Source organism: Streptomyces sp. NPDC004134, from assembly GCF_042874195.1.
Lineage (GTDB): Bacteria > Actinomycetota > Actinomycetes > Streptomycetales > Streptomycetaceae > Streptomyces.
Window position 1 is genome coordinate 23,143 of the sequence record NZ_JBIAMS010000014.1, and the last position, 17,626, is coordinate 40,768.

Annotated in this window: 11 protein-coding genes; 3 read left to right on the forward strand and 8 right to left on the reverse strand. The window is 73.4% G+C overall.

Translation table 11 applies throughout. The features are described from left to right. Positions 1-21 precede the first annotated feature (21 nt). Together tmk and topA are read right to left on the reverse strand one after the other, a co-directional pair. Positions 22-2,931 carry a dTMP kinase gene (gene tmk / locus ACFYVJ_RS18755; protein WP_388892705.1) on the reverse strand — a complete coding sequence of 970 codons (2,910 nt, stop codon included), beginning with the start codon at positions 2,929-2,931 and terminating at the stop codon, positions 22-24. Between the two features lie 114 nt (positions 2,932-3,045). Continuing rightward, positions 3,046-5,907 carry a type I DNA topoisomerase gene (gene topA / locus ACFYVJ_RS18760; protein WP_388892707.1) on the reverse strand — a complete coding sequence of 954 codons (2,862 nt, stop codon included), beginning with the start codon at positions 5,905-5,907 and terminating at the stop codon, positions 3,046-3,048. Positions 5,908-6,293: 386 nt separating this feature from the next. Between topA and ACFYVJ_RS18765 the strand changes: the two genes are divergently transcribed. Together ACFYVJ_RS18765 and ACFYVJ_RS18770 are read left to right on the forward strand one after the other, a co-directional pair. Continuing rightward, positions 6,294-6,770 carry a TM2 domain-containing protein gene (locus ACFYVJ_RS18765; RefSeq protein WP_234380350.1) on the forward strand — a complete coding sequence of 159 codons (477 nt, stop codon included), beginning with the start codon at positions 6,294-6,296 and terminating at the stop codon, positions 6,768-6,770. Beyond that, the gene (locus ACFYVJ_RS18770; RefSeq protein WP_388892709.1) at positions 6,742-7,287 is read left to right on the forward strand and encodes a DUF2752 domain-containing protein; all 546 of its coding nucleotides are present in this window, start codon (positions 6,742-6,744) and stop codon (positions 7,285-7,287) included. The genes ACFYVJ_RS18765 and ACFYVJ_RS18770 overlap by 29 nt, the downstream gene beginning before the upstream one ends. A 32-nt stretch (positions 7,288-7,319) precedes the next feature. Here ACFYVJ_RS18770 and ACFYVJ_RS18775 read toward each other — a convergent pair whose 3' ends face one another. From ACFYVJ_RS18775 to bldG, 5 genes are all read right to left on the reverse strand, one after another. Next, complete coding sequence (locus tag ACFYVJ_RS18775; RefSeq protein WP_388892711.1) at positions 7,320-8,888, reverse strand: methyltransferase; 1,569 nt, start codon at positions 8,886-8,888, stop codon at positions 7,320-7,322. Positions 8,889-8,934: 46 nt separating this feature from the next. Next, entirely contained in the window at positions 8,935-9,498 is a 564-nt protein-coding gene (locus ACFYVJ_RS18780) for a small secreted protein (protein WP_388892713.1), read from the reverse strand. Between the two features lie 225 nt (positions 9,499-9,723). Further along, positions 9,724-12,126: a sodium-translocating pyrophosphatase gene (locus tag ACFYVJ_RS18785; RefSeq protein ID WP_388892715.1), complete on the reverse strand. Its 2,403-nt coding sequence runs from the start codon at positions 12,124-12,126 to the stop codon at positions 9,724-9,726. Positions 12,127-12,806: 680 nt separating this feature from the next. Then, on the reverse strand, positions 12,807-13,283 hold the full coding sequence (locus ACFYVJ_RS18790; protein ID WP_388892717.1) for an ATP-binding protein: 477 nt from the start codon (positions 13,281-13,283) through the stop codon (positions 12,807-12,809). Between the two features lie 119 nt (positions 13,284-13,402). Beyond that, positions 13,403-13,744 carry an anti-sigma factor antagonist BldG gene (bldG, locus tag ACFYVJ_RS18795; RefSeq protein ID WP_018835875.1) on the reverse strand — a complete coding sequence of 114 codons (342 nt, stop codon included), beginning with the start codon at positions 13,742-13,744 and terminating at the stop codon, positions 13,403-13,405. Positions 13,745-13,902: 158 nt separating this feature from the next. Here bldG and ACFYVJ_RS18800 point away from each other — a divergent pair, with 158 nt between their 5' ends. Continuing rightward, entirely contained in the window at positions 13,903-16,515 is a 2,613-nt protein-coding gene (locus ACFYVJ_RS18800; protein ID WP_388892719.1) for a DEAD/DEAH box helicase, read from the forward strand. A gap of 100 nt (positions 16,516-16,615) precedes the next feature. On the opposite strand, the gene ACFYVJ_RS18805 is transcribed toward ACFYVJ_RS18800, so the two are convergent. Further along, entirely contained in the window at positions 16,616-17,602 is a 987-nt protein-coding gene (locus ACFYVJ_RS18805) for an aldo/keto reductase (protein ID WP_388892721.1), read from the reverse strand. Positions 17,603-17,626: the final 24 nt, after the last annotated feature.

Here is a 17,626-nt window from a genome sequence, read left to right on the forward strand (position 1 = left end):
CGGCGGCGCCCCCGCAGGGATTCAGCGGCGGCGGTCTTCGCGGCCTTCTTCGCCGCGGGGGCCCAGGAGTTCGTCGGCCAGGGAGGGGAGGTCGTCCAGGGGAGTCTCCTCCGCCCAGTCCGGGCGGGGGCGGCGGCGGTCCTGGTCCTCCGGGTCCGGGACCTGCGGCACCTGGAGCGTCTCCTCCGCGTCCGGGTCCGGCACCTGCGGCAGGACGCGGGTCTCCTCCGCGTCGCGCGCGGCGTCCCTGCGTGTCTGCGGCAGCCGGGACGTCTCCTGCACGTCCGGCTCACCGGTCAGCGGCAGCGGCTGCGTGGTGTCGTTCGAGGCACCCGCACCCGCACCCGCGGCCGAAGCCGCGGCCTCCGCCGCCAGCCGCTCCTGCTCCGCGCGCAGCAACGCCTCCTCCGCCTTGCGCTGCTTCTCCTTGCGGCGCTCCTCGGCCTCCCGGCGCAGCCGCGCCTCCTCCTCGGCCTGCCGCCGGATCCGCTCCTCCTCGGCGCGGCGCGCGGCCTCCTCGGCCTCGCGGCGCCTGCGCTCCTCTTCCGCCTGGCGGCGGGCCTCCTCGGCGCGCTGCCGGGCCAACTCGGCCTCGCGCTCGGCCTCCAGCCGCTTGGCCTCCTCGATCTCGCGCCGCTTGCGCTCCTCTTCCTCCCGGCGCAGCCGCTCCAACTGCTCCTGCCGCTCCCGCTCCAGCCGCTCTTCCTCGGCCTTGCGCGCGGCTTCCTCGGCCTCCCGGCGCTTGCGCTCCTCCTCGGCCTTGCGGCGGGCCTCCTCCTGGGCGCGCACCTCCTGCTCCGACAGCGGCAGGATCTGGTCCAGGCGGTGCCGTACGGCGGTGGTGACGACCCCGGGGTCCTGCCCGGCGTCGATCACCAGGTAGCGCCCCGGGTCCGCGGCGGCCAGCGCCAGGAACCCCGCGCGCACCCGCTCGTGGAACTCCGGCGGCTCCGACTCCAGCCGGTCCGGCGCCTCGGTGAACCGCTCCCGCGCCGTCTCCGGCGCGATGTCCAGCAGCACCGTCAGATGCGGTACGAGCCCGCCGGTGGCCCAGCGGTTGATCCGCGCCACCTCGGTGGGCGACAGCTCGCGCCCGCCGCCCTGGTACGCGACGGAGGAGTCGATGTACCGGTCGGTGATGACCACCGCGCCGCGCTCCAGCGCGGGCCGGACGAGCCCGTCCACGTGCTCCGCGCGGTCCGCCGCGTACAGCAGGGCCTCCGCGCGGTGCGAGATCCCGGCGGTGGAGACGTCGAGCAGGATGGAGCGCAGCCGCTGCCCGATGGACGTGGCCCCCGGCTCGCGGGTGACGACGACCTCGTGGCCCTTGTCCCTGATCCACTGCGCCAGCGCCTCGACCTGCGTGGACTTCCCGGCCCCGTCGCCGCCCTCGACGGCGATGAAGAACCCGCTCTCCGCCAGCCCCTCGTCCGGGTCCGCGCCACGCAGCGCCTCGCGCAGATCGACGCGGAGCGGCACGCCCTGCCGGTCGTCGGTGCGCACCAGCACCAGCACCGCCACCGGCAGCAGCAGCGCCCCGGCCAGCATGTACGTGAACGCCGCGCCGCCGTGCGCGAAGACCAGGTCGCCCGCCTCCAGGCGGTGCCTGCCGATGGCGGCGGCCAGCAGCGGCGCGCCGATCAGCGCGAGCGCGACGGCCACGCGCGAGACGGCGTGCAGGTGGTCGACGAGGCGGGGCCTGCGGGCCTCCTCGGTCTCCTGCTCCAGCAGCGCGTGCCCGGTGGCGGCGGCGACGCCCGCGGCCGTCCCGGCCAGCAGCGCGCTCAGCACCCCGGTCGCCGCGTCGGCCACCAGGCCGACGAGCAGCAGCCCGATACCGGCGACGCCGACGGCCAGCGCCAGCAGCCGGCGCCGCGACAGCCCCGGCAGCACCCGCGGCGCCGTCCGCACGCCGAGCACGGGCCCGGCGGTGGCGGCGAGCGCCAGCAGCGCGTACGCGATGGTGCCGTCGATGTCGTACGCCTCCTGCGCCTGCAGGACGGCGAGCGCCACGGACGCGGCGAGCGCGGCGGCCGCGGCGGCGCAGGCGGCGACGAGCAGCGGCACCGCGCCCGTACGCCCGCGCTCGGGACCGCCGTCCGCGGCACGCGGCCGGCGCAGCCCCTCCAGCGGGGAGCGCGCCCGCGCCCCGCCGTCCGGCAGCTCCATGAAGAACAGCACCGAGACCGACGCCGCGAAGAGCCCGGCGGCAAGATACGAGCCCAGCGCACCCGGGTGCCCGTCGAACCAGTCGAACCCGGAGCCCAGCAGCCGGCCGATCCACGCCGTCACCAGCAGCGCGGCGGCACCGAGCGGCAACGCCCCGTACCCCGTGCGCAGCGACAGCCGGCGCAGCGCCGCGCCGTGGTCGGGCAGCGGCCTTATCGCCGCGCCCTCGGGCGGCGGCGCGGGCAGCAGCACGGGGGCGACGCTGTCCTTCGCGACGATCCACACCCGCTCGGCCGCGCCGGCGACGAAGACGGTGACGAGGATCCAGGTCAGCGCCGAGTCCTGGGTCCAGTCGATCCACAGCGGGGCGACGATGAGCAGCCCTACGCGCACCACGTCCGCGCCGACCATCGTCCAGCGCCGGTCCAGCTTCCCGGACCCGGACAGCAGCGACCCGACCGGGCCGAGCAGCACGGCGCCGAAGACGATCGTCGACAGCAGCCGGACCGCGAAGACCACGCTGACCGTGACCGCCGCGCCGCGGTAGCCGCCGCCGAACGAGTCGGCCGCGAGCCCTGCCTGGAGCGCGAGCAGCACGAGGACGAGCATCGCCAGCGCGTCCGCGGTGGCACTCGTGAGATGGGCGCCCCACAGCCGCCTCAGTGACGGCACGCGCAGCAGCGCCCGCACGGCGCGCTCGCGCGAGTCCGCGACAAGGCTCTCGGTGGGGTCCGGCGCTGTCGTCGGCTGGTCGGCTCGCATGCGGTCAGCCTAGCGGGACGGGCCGGACCGGCGAGCTCCGCACGAACACTTGCCCGGTTCTGTGGATTACCGGCCGGTTGTGGACAATCCGCGGCCTCCGCCCCCCGGCGGGCGCTACATGTCCTCGTCCGGCACGTCCGCCTTCGCCGACACCGTCTTCTTCGTCGTCGCCTTCTTCGCCGCCGCCGTCTTCGTCCCGGCAGGCTTCTTCGCCGCGGTCTTCGACGCCGTCTTCTTCGCGGCGGTCTTCTTCGCCGCCGCCTTCTTGGCCGGCGCCTTCTTCGCGGGAGCCTTCTTCGCCGCCTTCTTGGCGGTCTTCTTCGCCGGCCCCTTCGCCCGCTTCTCCGCCAGCAGCTCGAACCCGCGCTCCGGCGTGATCGACTCCGGCTCGTCCCCGCGCCGCAGCGTCGCGTTCGTCTCGCCGTCCGTCACGTAGGGACCGAAGCGCCCGTCCTTGACCACCACCGGCTTGCCGCTCGCCGGGTCCTCGCCCAGCTCCTTCAGCGGCGGCTTGGCCGCGGCCCGGCCGCGCTGCTTGGGCTGGGCGTAGAGCGCGAGCGCCTCCACCAGCGTGACCGTGAAGAGCTGGTCCTCGCTCTGCAGCGAGCGCGAGTCGGTGCCCTTCTTCAGATACGGGCCGAACCGCCCGTTCTGCGCGGTGATCTCCGTGCCGCTCTCCGGGTCGGTGCCCACGACCCGCGGCAGCGACAGCAGCTTCAGCGCGTCCGCCAGCGTCACCGTGTCCAGCGACATCGACTGGAACAGCGACGCCGTCCGCGGCTTCACCGCGTTCTTGCCGGACTGCGGCGTGCCCTCGGGCAGCACCTCGGTCACGTACGGCCCGTAGCGCCCGTCCTTGGCGACGATCTCGCGCCCGCTGTCCGGGTCGGTGCCCAGCTCGTACGCCCCGCTGGGCTTGTCGAGCAGCTCCTCGGCCAGCTCCACGGTCAGCTCGTCCGGCGGCAGTTCGTCCGGCACGTCCGCGCGCCGGTGCTCGTCGGTGTCCCGCTCGCCGCGCTCGACGTACGGCCCGTAGCGCCCGACGCGCAGCACGATCCCCTCGCCCACCGGGAACGTGGAGACCTCCCGGGCGTCGATCGCGCCCAGGTCCGTGACCAGCTCCTTCAGCCCCGCGAGGTGGTCGGCGCCGGCCCGCTCCTCGGCGGGGGTGGCGACGTCGTCCGTACCGAAGTAGAAGCGCCGCAGCCACGGCACGGCCTCCGCCTCGCCGCGCGCGATGCGGTCGAGGTCGTCCTCCATCTTGGCGGTGAAGTCGTAGTCGATGTAGCGGCCGAAGTGCTTCTCCATCAGGCCGACGACGGCGAAGGAGAGGAAGGACGGCACCAGGGCCGTGCCCTTCTTGAAGACGTAGCCGCGGTCCAGGATCGTGCCGATGATCGAGGCGTACGTGGACGGGCGGCCGATCTCCCGCTCCTCCAGCTCCTTGACCAGCGTCGCCTCGGTGTAGCGGGCGGGCGGCTTGGTGGCGTGCCCGTCAGCGGTGATCTCCTCGGCGCTCAGCCGGTCGCCCTCGGCGAGCTGCGGCAGCGGCCGGTCGCGGTTGTCGAGGTCGGCGGAGGGGTCGTCGGAGCCCTCGACGTACGCCTTCATGAAGCCGTGGAAGGTGATGACCCGGCCGGAGGCGGAGAACTCGGCGTCCCGCCCGTCGGCCGCCGTGCCGCCCAGCTTCACCGTCACGGACTGCCCGGTGGCGTCCTTCATCTGCGACGCGACCGTGCGCATCCAGATCAGCTCGTACAGCCGGAACTCCGTGCCGGACAACCCCGTGTCCGCCGGCGTGCGGAAGCGGTCACCGGAGGGACGGATCGCCTCGTGCGCCTCCTGCGCGTTCTTCACCTTGCCCGCGTAGTTCCGCGGCCGGTCCGGCAGGTAGTCGCGCCCGTACAACTGCGTGACCTGCGCCCGCGCGGCGGCGACCGCGGTCTCCGACAGCGTCGTGGAGTCGGTGCGCATATAGGTGATGAAGCCGTTCTCGTACAGCCGCTGGGCCACCTGCATGGTGGCCTTGGCGCCGAGCCCCAGCTTGCGCGACGCCTCCTGCTGCAGCGTCGTCGTACGGAACGGGGCCGAGGGCGAGCGCCGGTACGGCTTCGCCTCGACGCTGCGTACGGCGAAAGCCGTGTCCTGCAGCGCGGCGGCCAGCGCGCGGGCGCTCTCCTCGCTCAGGTGCAGCACGTCGGCCGAGGAACCGCTCTTGAGCTGCCCGTCCTGACCGAAGTCGCGGCCCTGGGCGATCCGGCGGCCGTCGACCGCGGAGAGCTTGGCGCCGAAGCTGCGCGGGTCGGTGGCGTCACCGGCGCGGCCGGTGGCGAAGACGCCGGCCAGGTCCCAGTACTCGGCGGAGCGGAACGCGATGCGCTCGCGCTCCCGCTCGACGACGAGGCGGGTGGCGACGGACTGGACCCGGCCGGCGGAGAGCCGGGGCATGACCTTCTTCCACAGCACCGGCGAGACCTCGTACCCGTACAGCCGGTCGAGGATGCGGCGGGTCTCCTGGGCGTCGACGAGCTTCTGGTTGAGCTGGCGCGGGTTGGCGACGGCCTGGCGGATCGCGTCCTTGGTGATCTCGTGGAAGACCATCCGGTGGACCGGGACCTTGGGCTTCAGCACCTCCAGCAGGTGCCACGCGATGGCCTCGCCCTCGCGGTCCTCATCCGTCGCGAGATACAGCTCGTCCGACTCCGCCAGCAGTTTCTTCAACTTGCTGACCTGTTGTTTCTTATCGCTGTTCACGACATACAGCGGCTCGAAGTCGTGATCGACGTTCACGCCGAGCCGCGCCCAGGACTCCCCCTTGTATTTCGCCGGCACCTCGGCGGCGCCGTTCGGGAGATCGCGGATGTGCCCGACGCTCGACTCGACCTCGTAGCCGGGGCCCAGATAGCCCTTGATCGTCTTCGCCTTGGCAGGCGACTCCACGATGACGAGTCGGCGGGTCTTGCTGGTGGCGGACAACTTCGGCTCTCTCTTCTCCGGTCGGAAGCTGGCAGCGATCTGGTGGGGGGATTCGCGGCGATCTTGCCGGTGGTCGTTATCGGTGGGCCTTGTGGGACCTCTTGTGGACGGCCGTGCGGTTCGTACGTCGCTGTGCTGGGCGTTGCTGCGGAGTGTGACGGTACAACCCGCCCCCGTGTCAAGCGGCTAAAACCCGGGGCGCCACTCGAACGGTAACCCGACAAGCCGCCTAGCTCCCGCACAGGGCACATTCCGGTCGTGGTGGCCTGTATCGCACAGCCCCTTGACAGCAGCCAGTACTACGGATGGGAGTATGGGCGTCCGACCGCGCCGCGAGGCCCGTTCGGAGCCCACCACTTCAGACATCCGACCGGGGGGACGTACCAGTGTCCGATCCGTATCAGAATCCTTATGGCCAGCAGCCCGGACAGCCGGGCCAGCCCGGGCAGCCGGGCCAGCAGCCCCAGCCGGGATACGGCTATCCGCAGTACGGCCAGCAGGACCCGAACCAGAACCCGTACGCGCAGCAGGCGGGCCAGCAGCCGGGGTACGGCTACCCGGGTGGTCAGCCCGGCGGCCTCCCGCAGGCTCCGGCCGCGGCGGCGGGCTACGACCCGAACGCTCCGTACGGCTACGACCCGCATGGCCGTCCGTACTCGGACAAGTCCAAGATCGTCGCGGGCGTGCTGCAGCTCTTCATCGGCACGCTGGGCATCGGCCGCTTCTACACCGGGCACACCGGCATGGCCATCGCCCAGCTCCTCACCTGCGGCGGCGTGGGCATCTGGGCCCTCATCGACGGCATCATGATCCTCGTCAGCGACGACAAGACCGATGCCAAGGGCCGGGTCCTCCGCTCCTGACGCCGTCGGCCCTCCGGCGCCCCCTGGGCACCCGGACCCGCCGCCTCCCGTTTCCCCGCGACCGGAGACGGCGGGTGCCGCGCGCCCGCGGCCGGCGGAGGGCGTACGGCGCAGGAGCGCGGCGCGCGCACGGCGGCTGCTGCGCCGGCCGGCCACCGCACCGCTCGCGCTGGCGGCGGCGGGGGCCGCGGGCGCGGCGTACCTCTACGGCACGAACCCCCACGAGCCGGGGCACTGGCTGCCCCGCTGCCCGTTCAACTGGGCCACGGGACTGGACTGTCCCGCCTGCGGCGCTACCCGCATGGCGTACGACCTCCTCCACGGCGACCTCGGCTCCGCCTTCCAGAGCAACGCCCTGATGCTGCTGCTCGGCCTGCCGTTCGCGGCGCTGCTCTACGGCCGCTGGTTGTACGAGGGCCTGCGCGGACGCCGCTGGCGGCCGTCCTTCGGGCGGCTCGGCACGGCGGCGGTGCTGGGCGTGGCGGTGGTGTGGGCCGTCGTGCGGAACGTGGCGTGACCCCGCCCCGACGCGGGCCGGTCCGCGCGGACTCAACCCGCCGGGGCCAGGAACCCCTGCTCGACCAGCAGCCTGATCATCTCCGGCGTACGCTCCCGCAGCGCCGCCGGGTCCGCCGACAGCACCTGGGCGATGGCGTCCAGGATGACCCCGGCGGCCAGCGTGCCGTCGCACGCGCCGGCGAAGCCCGCGGAGACCGTGTCCACCCGCGTCGCCCGCCGCATCCCCAGCTCCCGGCGCAGCACCACGTGCTCCGGGTCCTCCTCACCCGGCCGGCCCACCTGCTCCTGCACCACGTCGTCCGCGAGCCGGAACGTCGTCGCGAGCAGCGCCGCGTCGTCCGTACGGCGCAGGAAGTCCTGCCGCGCGAAGTGCTCCACCACGGCCGCGCCGAGCGGCTGTTCGACGGCGTGCGGCCAGTCCTCGACGGTGACCGCGGGGTCGGCCGCGTCCGTACGGCGCAGGGTGATCCAGCCGAAGCCGACCGCGCGGGTGCGGGTGGCGGCGAAGGCGTCGAGCCAGTCGTCGTAGCGGGCGGCGTAGGCCGCGGGATCGGCGTGGTCGCCCGCGTCGCGCAGCCACAGCTCCGCGTACTGCGTGACGTCCTGCACCTCCCGCTGCACGATCCACGCGTCGCAGCCGGGCGGCACCCAGCCCGCGACCCGCTCGCGCCAGTCCTCGTCCTCGACGTGCTGCCAGTTGGCGAGGAACTGGCAGTAGCCGCCCTCGGCGAGGTGTCCCGCGGCCCCGGCGACCAGCGTGCGGCACAGCTCGTCGCCGGCCATGCCGCCGTCGCGGTACGTCAGCCGGGCGGCGGGCGAGATGACGAACGGCGGGTTGGAGACGATCAGGTCGTACCGCTCGCCGGCCACCGGCTCGAAGAGCGACCCGGCCCGCAGGTCCGCGGCGGGCGCGCCGGAGAGGGCGAGCGTGAGCCGGGCGCAGTCGAGGGCGCGCGGATTGACGTCGGTGGCGGTCACGGCGTCGGCGCGGGCACCGGCGTGCAGCGCCTGGATCCCCGAGCCGGTGCCGAGGTCGAGCACCCGGCCGCCGTCGAGCGGCACGGTGAGCCCGGCGAGCGTCGTGGAGGCGCCGCCGACGCCGAGGACGAGATCCGCGCCGGACGAACCGGGTGCCCCGGTTCCGTACCCACCGGCCCGCCGCGCCCCGGCCGCACCCCCCACCGCGCAGCCCAGGTCCGAGACGATCCACCAGTCCTGCCCCTCGGGGCCGCTGTACGGCCGGACGTCGACCACGGCCCGTACCGCCTCGCCGTCCTCCCGCACCCAGCCGTCCGTGAGGCACGCGGCCAGCGGCAGCACCGCCTCGGCGTGCTCCCGGGGGACGGCGTGCCGGAGGAGGAAGAGCCGGGTCAGGGTGGCGAGCGGCGGCGGCGTCCCGCCGGGCGGCCACCGGGTGGCCCGCTCGGCGGGGACGGTCTCGCTGCGCGCGAGTGCCGCGTACGCGGGCGCGCCCAGGAGGTCCAGCAGGCCGTCGGCCGTGAAGCCCGCCGCCAGCAGCGCCGCACGCAGCTCGGCGGCGCTGTCGGGGAAGGGGAAGTCGGGGAGGGGGAGATCGTCGGTCGCGCTCACGGGCACCATTGTGCTGCCGCCGCGGCCGCGCCGCCGACCAGCCCGCCGCGTCCCCCTACGCCTTCTGCGACGGCTTGGCCTTCGACTTCTGGCAGCCCTCCTGCTCGGCCAGCGCCTGTCCGACCTCGCCCGCCTGCAGCTTGTTCAGCGCCTCGTCGCCGCTCTTGCTGATCTTGTCGGCCTCGCCCGCCAGCTCGCGCAGGCCCTCCGCGAACGCCGCCTGGTCCTTGACGTCCAGGTCCTCCACCTGCTTCTGCAGGTCCGCGTACGCGGCCGCCACCTGCTGCAGCTCGGTCACGGCACCGCCGTGGGTGTTCTTGCCGTCGTCGACCGGCGGCGCGCCCACCTTGTTCACGGCCTTGCTCATGGCCGTGTACGCCTCGGAGATCTCACCGAACGCCTGGGCGTCCGCCTCCTGCACCTTGGCCGGGTCCTTCTCGGTCGTCGCCTCGCTGATGGCGAGGTTGGCCTGGTCCCGCTTCTGCAACTCCGGCTGGATCCGGTCGCAGAGGGAGCCCGCCCACTTCTGGACCTCCGCCCCGTTGTCATCGCTGCAGCCGGCCGCCGCGAGCAGCGTGACGGCGGCACCGGCCAGGGCGGCGGCAAGCTTCTTGTTCACCGGATCATCCCTTCGAGACTGAGACACCCGGAACATACACCGGCACCCCGCCGGTACGACGAATCGCCGTGGCCGCTCGCCGCGTCGTGCACCATTTGCCACAACTGCCATATCAGATCACTGCAGTCACAGGAGTAACGGCGCTCCGGCCGGGAACCACCACACCCCGCCGGCCGGGAGCGGTGTCGCCTCCCGGCCGGCGGGGTGTGGTGCAGTGGCCCGGTCTCAGCCGTTGACCACCGCCGGGTCGGTCGACGACGTCGGCGACGGGCCGGTGGGAGCCGTGGTCTCCGACTCCTCGTCACCGACCGCGATGCCGCGGCGCTTGGAGACGTACACGGCACCGGCGATGATCCCGATGGCCGCGACCGCGATGACGGTCCGTACCCCGAGGTTGGCGTCGTCGCCGTAGGAGAACTTCACCACCGCGGGCGCGATCAGCAGCGCCACCAGGTTCATCACCTTGAGCAGCGGGTTGATCGCCGGGCCCGCGGTGTCCTTGAACGGGTCGCCGACCGTGTCGCCGATCACCGTGGCGGCGTGGGCCTCGCTGCCCTTGCCGCCGTGGTGGCCGTCCTCGACGAGCTTCTTGGCGTTGTCCCAGGCACCGCCCGAGTTGGCCAGGAAGACCGCCATCAGCACGCCCGCGCCGATGGCACCGGCGAGGAACGAGGCCAGCGCGCCGACGCCGAACGTGAAGCCGACCGCGATCGGCGCCATGACGGCGAGCAGACCCGGCGTACGCAGCTCGCGCAGCGCGTCCCGGGTGCAGATGTCGACGACCTTGCCGTACTCCGGCTCCTCCGAGTAGTCCATGATCCCCGGGTGCTCGCGGAACTGCCGGCGCACCTCGAAGACCACCGCGCCCGCGGAGCGGGAGACGGCGTTGATCGCCAGCCCGGAGAAGAGGAAGACGACCGCGGCGCCGAGGATGAGGCCGACGAGGTTGTTCGGCTGCCCGATGTCCAGGCTGAGGGCCAGCGGGTTGCCGACGTTCGTCGCCTCCGACACCGCCTCGTTGACCGCGTCGCGGTACGAGCCGAAGAGCGCCGCCGCCGCGAGGACCGCGGTGGCGATGGCGATGCCCTTGGTGATGGCTTTGGTCGTGTTGCCGACCGCGTCCAGGTTGGTGAGGACCTGGGCGCCGTCGCCCTCGACGTCGCCGGACATCTCGGCGATGCCCTGGGCGTTGTCGGAGACCGGGCCGAAGGTGTCCATCGCGACGATGACGCCGACGGTGGTCAGCAGTCCGGTGCCGGCCAGGGCGACCGCGAAGAGCGCCAGCATGATGGACGTACCGCCGAGCAGGAACGCACCGTAGACGCTGAGGCCGATGAGGACCGCGGTGTAGACGGCGGACTCCAGGCCGATGGAGATGCCGGAGAGCACCACCGTGGCCGGACCGGTGAGCGAGGTCTTGCCGATGTCCCGTACGGGACGGCGGTTGGTCTCGGTGAAGTAGCCGGTGAGCTGCTGGATGACCGCCGCGAGCACGATGCCGATGGCGACCGCGACGAGCGCGAGCACCTGCGGGTTGCCGTCGTGCTCGGCGATGCCGGCGCCGACGCCGTCGAGGTCCGCGTACGACGAGGGGAGGTACGCGAAGACGGCGATGGCCACCATCACCAGGGAGATCACCGCGGAGATGAAGAAGCCGCGGTTGATGGCGGTCATGCCGCTGCGGTCGCTGGCCTTGGGCGCCACGACGAAGACGCCGATCATGGCCGTGACCACGCCGATCGCCGGGACGATCAGCGGGAAGGCGAGACCGGCGTCACCGAGGGCGACCTTGCCCAGGATGAGCGCGGCGACGAGGGTGACGGCGTACGACTCGAAGAGGTCGGCCGCCATGCCGGCGCAGTCGCCGACGTTGTCGCCGACGTTGTCGGCGATGGTGGCGGCGTTGCGCGGGTCGTCCTCGGGGATGCCCTGCTCGACCTTGCCGACGAGGTCGGCGCCGACGTCCGCGGCCTTGGTGAAGATGCCGCCGCCGACGCGCATGAACATCGCGATCAGCGCGGCGCCGAGGCCGAAGCCCTCCAGCACCTTGGGTGCGTCGGCCGCGTAGACGAGCACGACGCTGCACGCGCCGAGCAGGCCGAGGCCGACGGTGAACATGCCGACGACGCCGCCGGTGCGGAACGCGAGCTTGGTCGCCTCATGGCTGACCGCGGTGAGGTCCTTGGCGGGCTCGCCCTCGCGCGGGGTGGCCGCACGCGCGGCGGCCGCCACGCGCACGTTGCTGCGGACCGCGAGCCACATGCCGATGTACCCGGTCGCGGCCGAGAATCCGGCACCGACCAGGAAGAAGATCGAGCGTCCCGCCCGCTCCGACCAGTCGTCCGCGGGCAACAGGAAGAGCAGGAAGAACACCACGGCCGCGAAGATGCCGATGGTGCGCAACTGGCGGGCCAGATAGGCGTTTGCACCTTCCTGTACCGCCGCCGCGATCTTCTTCATATTGTCCGTGCCCTCGCCGGCGGCGAGTACCTGACGGAGCAGCACCACGGCGACCGCGAGTGCGGCAAGCGCGACCACGGCGATGATCGCCACGATGGCCCGGTTGCCGCTGGTGAGTTCCACGGCCAGTAGGTGGTCCTGCTGTAGTGGGGTGAAATGCCCCGCCATTCGTCCTCCTTGACGTACGGCACATGGGCGCGCGGCAGCCCCGACTGCGGGTATGGGCGGTCGGGGTTTGGGCGGCCGCAGCGCTCAGGCGTCCTGAGCTGCAAGTTGTGGACGGATTGTAGGGAGCGGAACTAGATCAAAACAGAGCGTCCCCGGGGGAATTCGGCTCCGACGACGATCAATGCGGTGACGAGCGTCTGTCAATTCGCTCGAAAGAGGGATGCGGGAACGGCGGGGCAATGCCGGGAAAATGATCTCGGACTCCGGAGAAAGCGCTGATCAGAAGCCCCTTGATCTTGAAATGCCCGGGTCAAGGGGTGGGTTGGGGGAGGGCCGGGGGCGGCGGGGGCGGGTGGTTCGGCGGTTGGCCGGAGTCGATCGGGGCCGGGCGGGGAAGCCGCAGGGTGACAGGGGTTTGCCGTACGGCCCGGGGAGCCCGGGGGCGGCTCGGGGCCGGGTACGGGCGGGGCGGGCGCGGGCGGATCGGGCCGGGCGCGGGTGGGCCGGTTCTGCCGTACGCGCCCCGGACAGCCGCACGTGCCGCTCAGACCGGCCTGCGGGCCGCAGACCGGCGTACGGGCCTCAGTGCGCCGTACGCGCCCCAGGGCGGCCGTACGGGGATCAGGCCGCGCTACGGGGCATGGAACCGCCGTACGGCCCGCAGAGGGGCCGTACGCGCGTCAGGAGCCGGCTGCCGCGGGGGCGGCCGGCCAGCTCATCCGGATCGTGCCGCCGGACTCGCCCGCGGTCACCTCGACGTCGTCGACCAGCCCGCTGATGACCGCGAGACCCATCTCGTCGTCTATGTCCGACTCGTCGCCGCCCGGGCCGTGCGCGTTCCCGTCGCCGTCGGGGTCCGGGTGGGTCTCGGCGGTGCTGCGGGCCGCGGGCACGTGGCCGGGAACGGTCGGCGCGTCGTCGCCGACCTCGATGGAGAACTTCTTCTCCTCCTCGGTGAGCACCACCCGCACGGGACCCGAGAGGCCGTTGTGCTGGTGCAGGCCCACGGCGCGCAGACAGGCTTCGCCCACGGCGAGGCGCACCTCGTCGAGCACGGCCTCGTCCACACCCGCCCGGCGCGCGACCGCGGCCGCCACCAGGCGGGCCGTGCGGACGTGCTCGGGAAGGGCACTGAAGCGCAATTCCACGGTGGGCATGCCATCCCCTTCACGTCATCCCACGCCATCCCGTACGCCACGGGATGCATCCGTACCGGAGCCAGCCGCGGAGGGACCCGGCGCGCGGCCCGGTCCCTCCGCCTGTGCGGCGTCCTGTGTCAGTCCTTCGCGGCGACGGCTTCGTCGACCGATGTGTGGATGGGGAAGACCTTGGTCAGGCCCGTGATACGGAAAATCTTCAGGATGCGCTCCTGGTTGCAGACCAGGCGCAGCGAGCCCTCGTGGGCTCGGACCCGCTTCAGTCCGCCGACGAGGACACCCAGGCCGGTGGAGTCGAGGAAGTCGACCCGCTCCATGTCGACGACCAGGTGGTAGCTGCCGTCGTTGACCAGCTCGACCAACTGCTCGCGCAGCTTGGGGGCGGTATACACATCAATCTCGCCACCGACTTCGACGACCGTGCGGTCGCCCACGGTACGAGTCGACAGGGACAGGTCCACGGATCCTCCAGCACCTTTCAGCGAGCGGCTGCCCCGGGCGTCCCCCGCCGTCCGGCCGGAGACGGATCGGCATCCGCCATGGCATTCAATCACTTACCCCCGGGCGTGCACGACGCCTTGGGGTCATTGTCCGTCGCATCGGTGACACACTCGTGCCGATGGACGCGAACGAGTGGAGGGACGCGAACGAGCCGGGGGCAGCCCCCGCGGCCGCCGGCACCCGGCCTGCGCACGTGCCCGGCGCGCGCTCCGGCGCACCGCACGTCACACCGGCAGGACCGCCCGACGGCACCCCGCCCGGCACGGCCGGCCGCACGACTGCGGACGGCACCGCGCCAGGTCCGGCGCATGTCACGCCCCGCACCGCGCTGCGCCGGCTCGCCGCCCGGGAGGACCGTGCCGCTCGCATCACTCATACGGAGCACCTGCCCCCGCGCGGCGGGCGCCATGCCGACTGGCCTGCCGGCATCCGTCCCGAGGTGGTCGGCGCCATCGAGGCTGCCGGAATCGCGCGGCCGTGGGCGCACCAGGCACGGATGGCCGCGTACGCGCTCGCGGGCGACTCGGTGATCGCCGCCACGGGCACGGCGTCGGGCAAGTCCCTGGCCTATCTGGCGCCCGTGCTCAGCGCGGCCCTCGACGGCTCCGAGGCCCCCAACGGGCGCGGCGCGACGGCCCTGTACGTGGCGCCGACCAAGGCGCTGGCCGCCGACCAACTGCGCGCGGTCAAGGCGCTGGCCGCCCCGCTCGGCAAGGCCGTCCGCCCGGCCGTCTACGACGGTGACACGCCCACCGAGGAACGCGAGTGGGTGCGCCTCTACGCCAACCTCGTCCTCACCAACCCCGACATGCTGCACCGCGGCATACTCCCGGCCCACTCCCGCTGGTCGTCCTTCCTGCGCGCGCTGCGCTACGTCGTGATCGACGAGTGCCACACCTACCGCGGCGTCTTCGGCTCCCACGTCGCCCAGGTCGTACGGCGGCTGCGCCGGCTCTGCGCCCGCTACGGCGCGGACCCGGTCTTCCTCCTCGCCTCCGCCACCGCGGCCGAGCCGGGGCGATCGGCGGAGCGGCTGACGGGACGGGCCGTGGCGGAGGTCACGGACGACGCGTCGCCGCGGGGGGAGGTCGCGTTCGCCCTGTGGGAGCCGCCGCTGACGGAGCTGCACGGCGAGCGGGGCGCGCCGGTGCGGCGCACGGCCACGGCGGAGTGCGCGGAGCTGCTGACGGACCTGGCGATCGCGGACGTACGGACCGTCGCCTTCGTCCGCTCCCGGCGCGGCGCGGAGCTGGTGGCGATGATCGCCCAGGACCGGCTGGCGGCCGTCGACCGGACGCTGGCCGACCGGGTCGCCGCCTATCGCGGCGGCTATCTGGCGGACGAGCGGCGGGCCCTGGAGGCCGCGCTGCAGTCCGGCGAGCTGCTGGGACTGGCCGCGACGTCCGCGCTGGAGCTGGGCGTGGACGTGTCGGGCCTGGACGCCGTGCTGATCGCCGGCTACCCCGGCACCCGCGCCTCCCTCTGGCAGCAGGCCGGGCGCGCGGGCCGGTCGGGGCAGGGCGCACTGGCGGTGCTCGTCGCGCGGGACGACCCGCTGGACACGTACCTGGTGCACCATCCGGAGGCGCTCTTCCGCCGTCCGGTGGAGTCCACGGTGCTGGACCCGGACAACCCGTACGTGCTCGCACCCCACCTGTGCGCCGCCGCCGCCGAACTGCCGCTGACCGACGCCGACTTCACCGGCGACACCGCGTGCTTCGGCGCCGGGGCGGCCGGGCTGCTGCCGCAGCTCGCCGACCGCGGGCTACTGCGCCGCCGGGGCACAGGACCCGGAGCCGCCTGGCACTGGACCCGGCGCGAACGGGCCTGCGACCTCACCGACATCCGCGGCGGGGGCGGCCGCCCCGTCGACGTCGTCGAGGACGGCACCGGCCGGCTGCTCGGCACCGTCGACGCCGCGGCCTCCCACGCCACCGTCCACGAGGGCGCCGTCCACCTCCACCAGGGCCGCACCTACGTGGTCCGCACCCTGGACCTGGAGGACAACGTGGCGCTCGTGGAGCGCGCCGACCCCCCGTACACCACCGTCGCCCGCGACACCACCTCCGTCTCCGTGCTGGAGACCGAGCGCGAGATCCCGTGGGGCGACGCCCGGCTGTGCTTCGGGTCGGTCGAAGTCACCAACCACGTGGTCTCCTTCCTGCGCCGCCGGCTGATCACCGGCGAGATCATGGGCGAGACGAAGCTCGACCTCCCTCCGCGGACGCTGCGCACCCGCGCCGTCTGGTGGACCGTGACCGACGACCAGTTGGACGCGGCGGACATCGCCCAAGAGCAGTTGGGCGGCGCCCTGCACGCGGCGGAGCACGCCGCCATCGGCATGCTGCCGCTCTTCGCCACGTGCGACCGCTGGGACATCGGCGGCGTCTCCGTACCCCTGCACGGCGACACCCTGCTGCCGACCGTCTTCGTCTACGACGGCCACCCCGGCGGCGCGGGCTTCGCCGAACGCGCCTTCGGCGTCGCCCGCGACTGGCTCGACGCGACCCGCGCGGCCATCGCCGCCTGCGAGTGCGAGTCCGGCTGCCCGTCCTGCGTCCAGTCCCCGAAGTGCGGCAACGGGAACGACCCGCTGGACAAGGCAGCGGCCGTACGCCTGCTGACGACGCTGCTGCGGGACGCAGGACAGGGAGCGGAGCACGCCGCAACGGAGGCGGCGCGGACGGAGGCAGCCGAGGCGGCGCGGACGGAGGCGGCGGACGCGGGCTGACGGACTCCCCCGGGCCGGGCAGGTCTGGCCCGGACCGAACGGACCGGCCGAATCCCCCGCCCGGCTCCGCGCCGGCAATGTCCTGCCCTCCCGCCGAAGCTCAGCCGGCGGCGTCGAGGCGGGCCCGCTGGTCCTCCGTCAGCTCCAGGTCCACCGCGGCCAGGCTCTCGTCCAGTTGGGCCACGGACGACGCGCCGACCAGCGGTATCACCGGCACCTCCCCGCCGATGAGCCAGGACAGCACCACCTGGTTGACCGTCGCCCCGGCCTCCTTCGCCACCGCCCGCAGCGCTTCCAGCCGCGCCGGCGTCCCCGGGTGGTCAAGCTCGTCCCCGAGCGGCTTGTCCGCGCGGACGTAGCCCCCGGCGAGCAGCGGCGAGTACGCGACGAGCGTGAGCCCGGGGTTGTGGCGCAGGTAGCTGAGCATCGCGCCGTCCACGCCGCCCGGGGAACCGTCCGGGTCGATCTCGCTGGGGCGGTCGGTGCGCCGGCGCAGGTAGGTGTGGTGGTACTGCAGCAGCTCGTATCCGGCGAGGCCGGAGGCCGCCGCGTGGACACGGGCCCGCTCCACCCGCCAGACCCACTGGTTGCTGACCCCCAGCAGCCCGGCGGAGCCCTCCGCCACGAGCGCGCCGAACGCCTCGACGGTCTCCTCCTGCGGGACGGTCATGTCGTCGATGTGCGCGTACAGGATGTCCAGCTTCTCCACCCCGAGCCGCTGCCGGCTCTCTTCTGCGGACTGCCGGATCACCTTCGCCGACAGGCCCTCGGGGTTGTCGACGTACGAGGTGCCGGGAGCGAGCGGCCGGGCACCGAGCTTGGTCGCGATGACCACCTCGTCCCCGATCCCCCGGCTGCGCCGCCACCGCCCGAGCAGGCTCTCGCTCTGGCCGCCCTGCGAACCGTCCACCCAGAACGCGTAGTTGTCGGAGGTGTCGACGAACGTGCCGCCGGCCGCCACGTAGCGGTCGAGGATCGCGAACGAGGTCTCCTCGTCGGTCCTGGAGCCGAACAGCATGGCCCCGAGGCTGAGCACGCTGACCTCGCGCCGGTGCTGCGGGTCGGCGCCGATCGTGCGGTACTTCATGCGGAGTCCTTTCGTGTGTCTGCC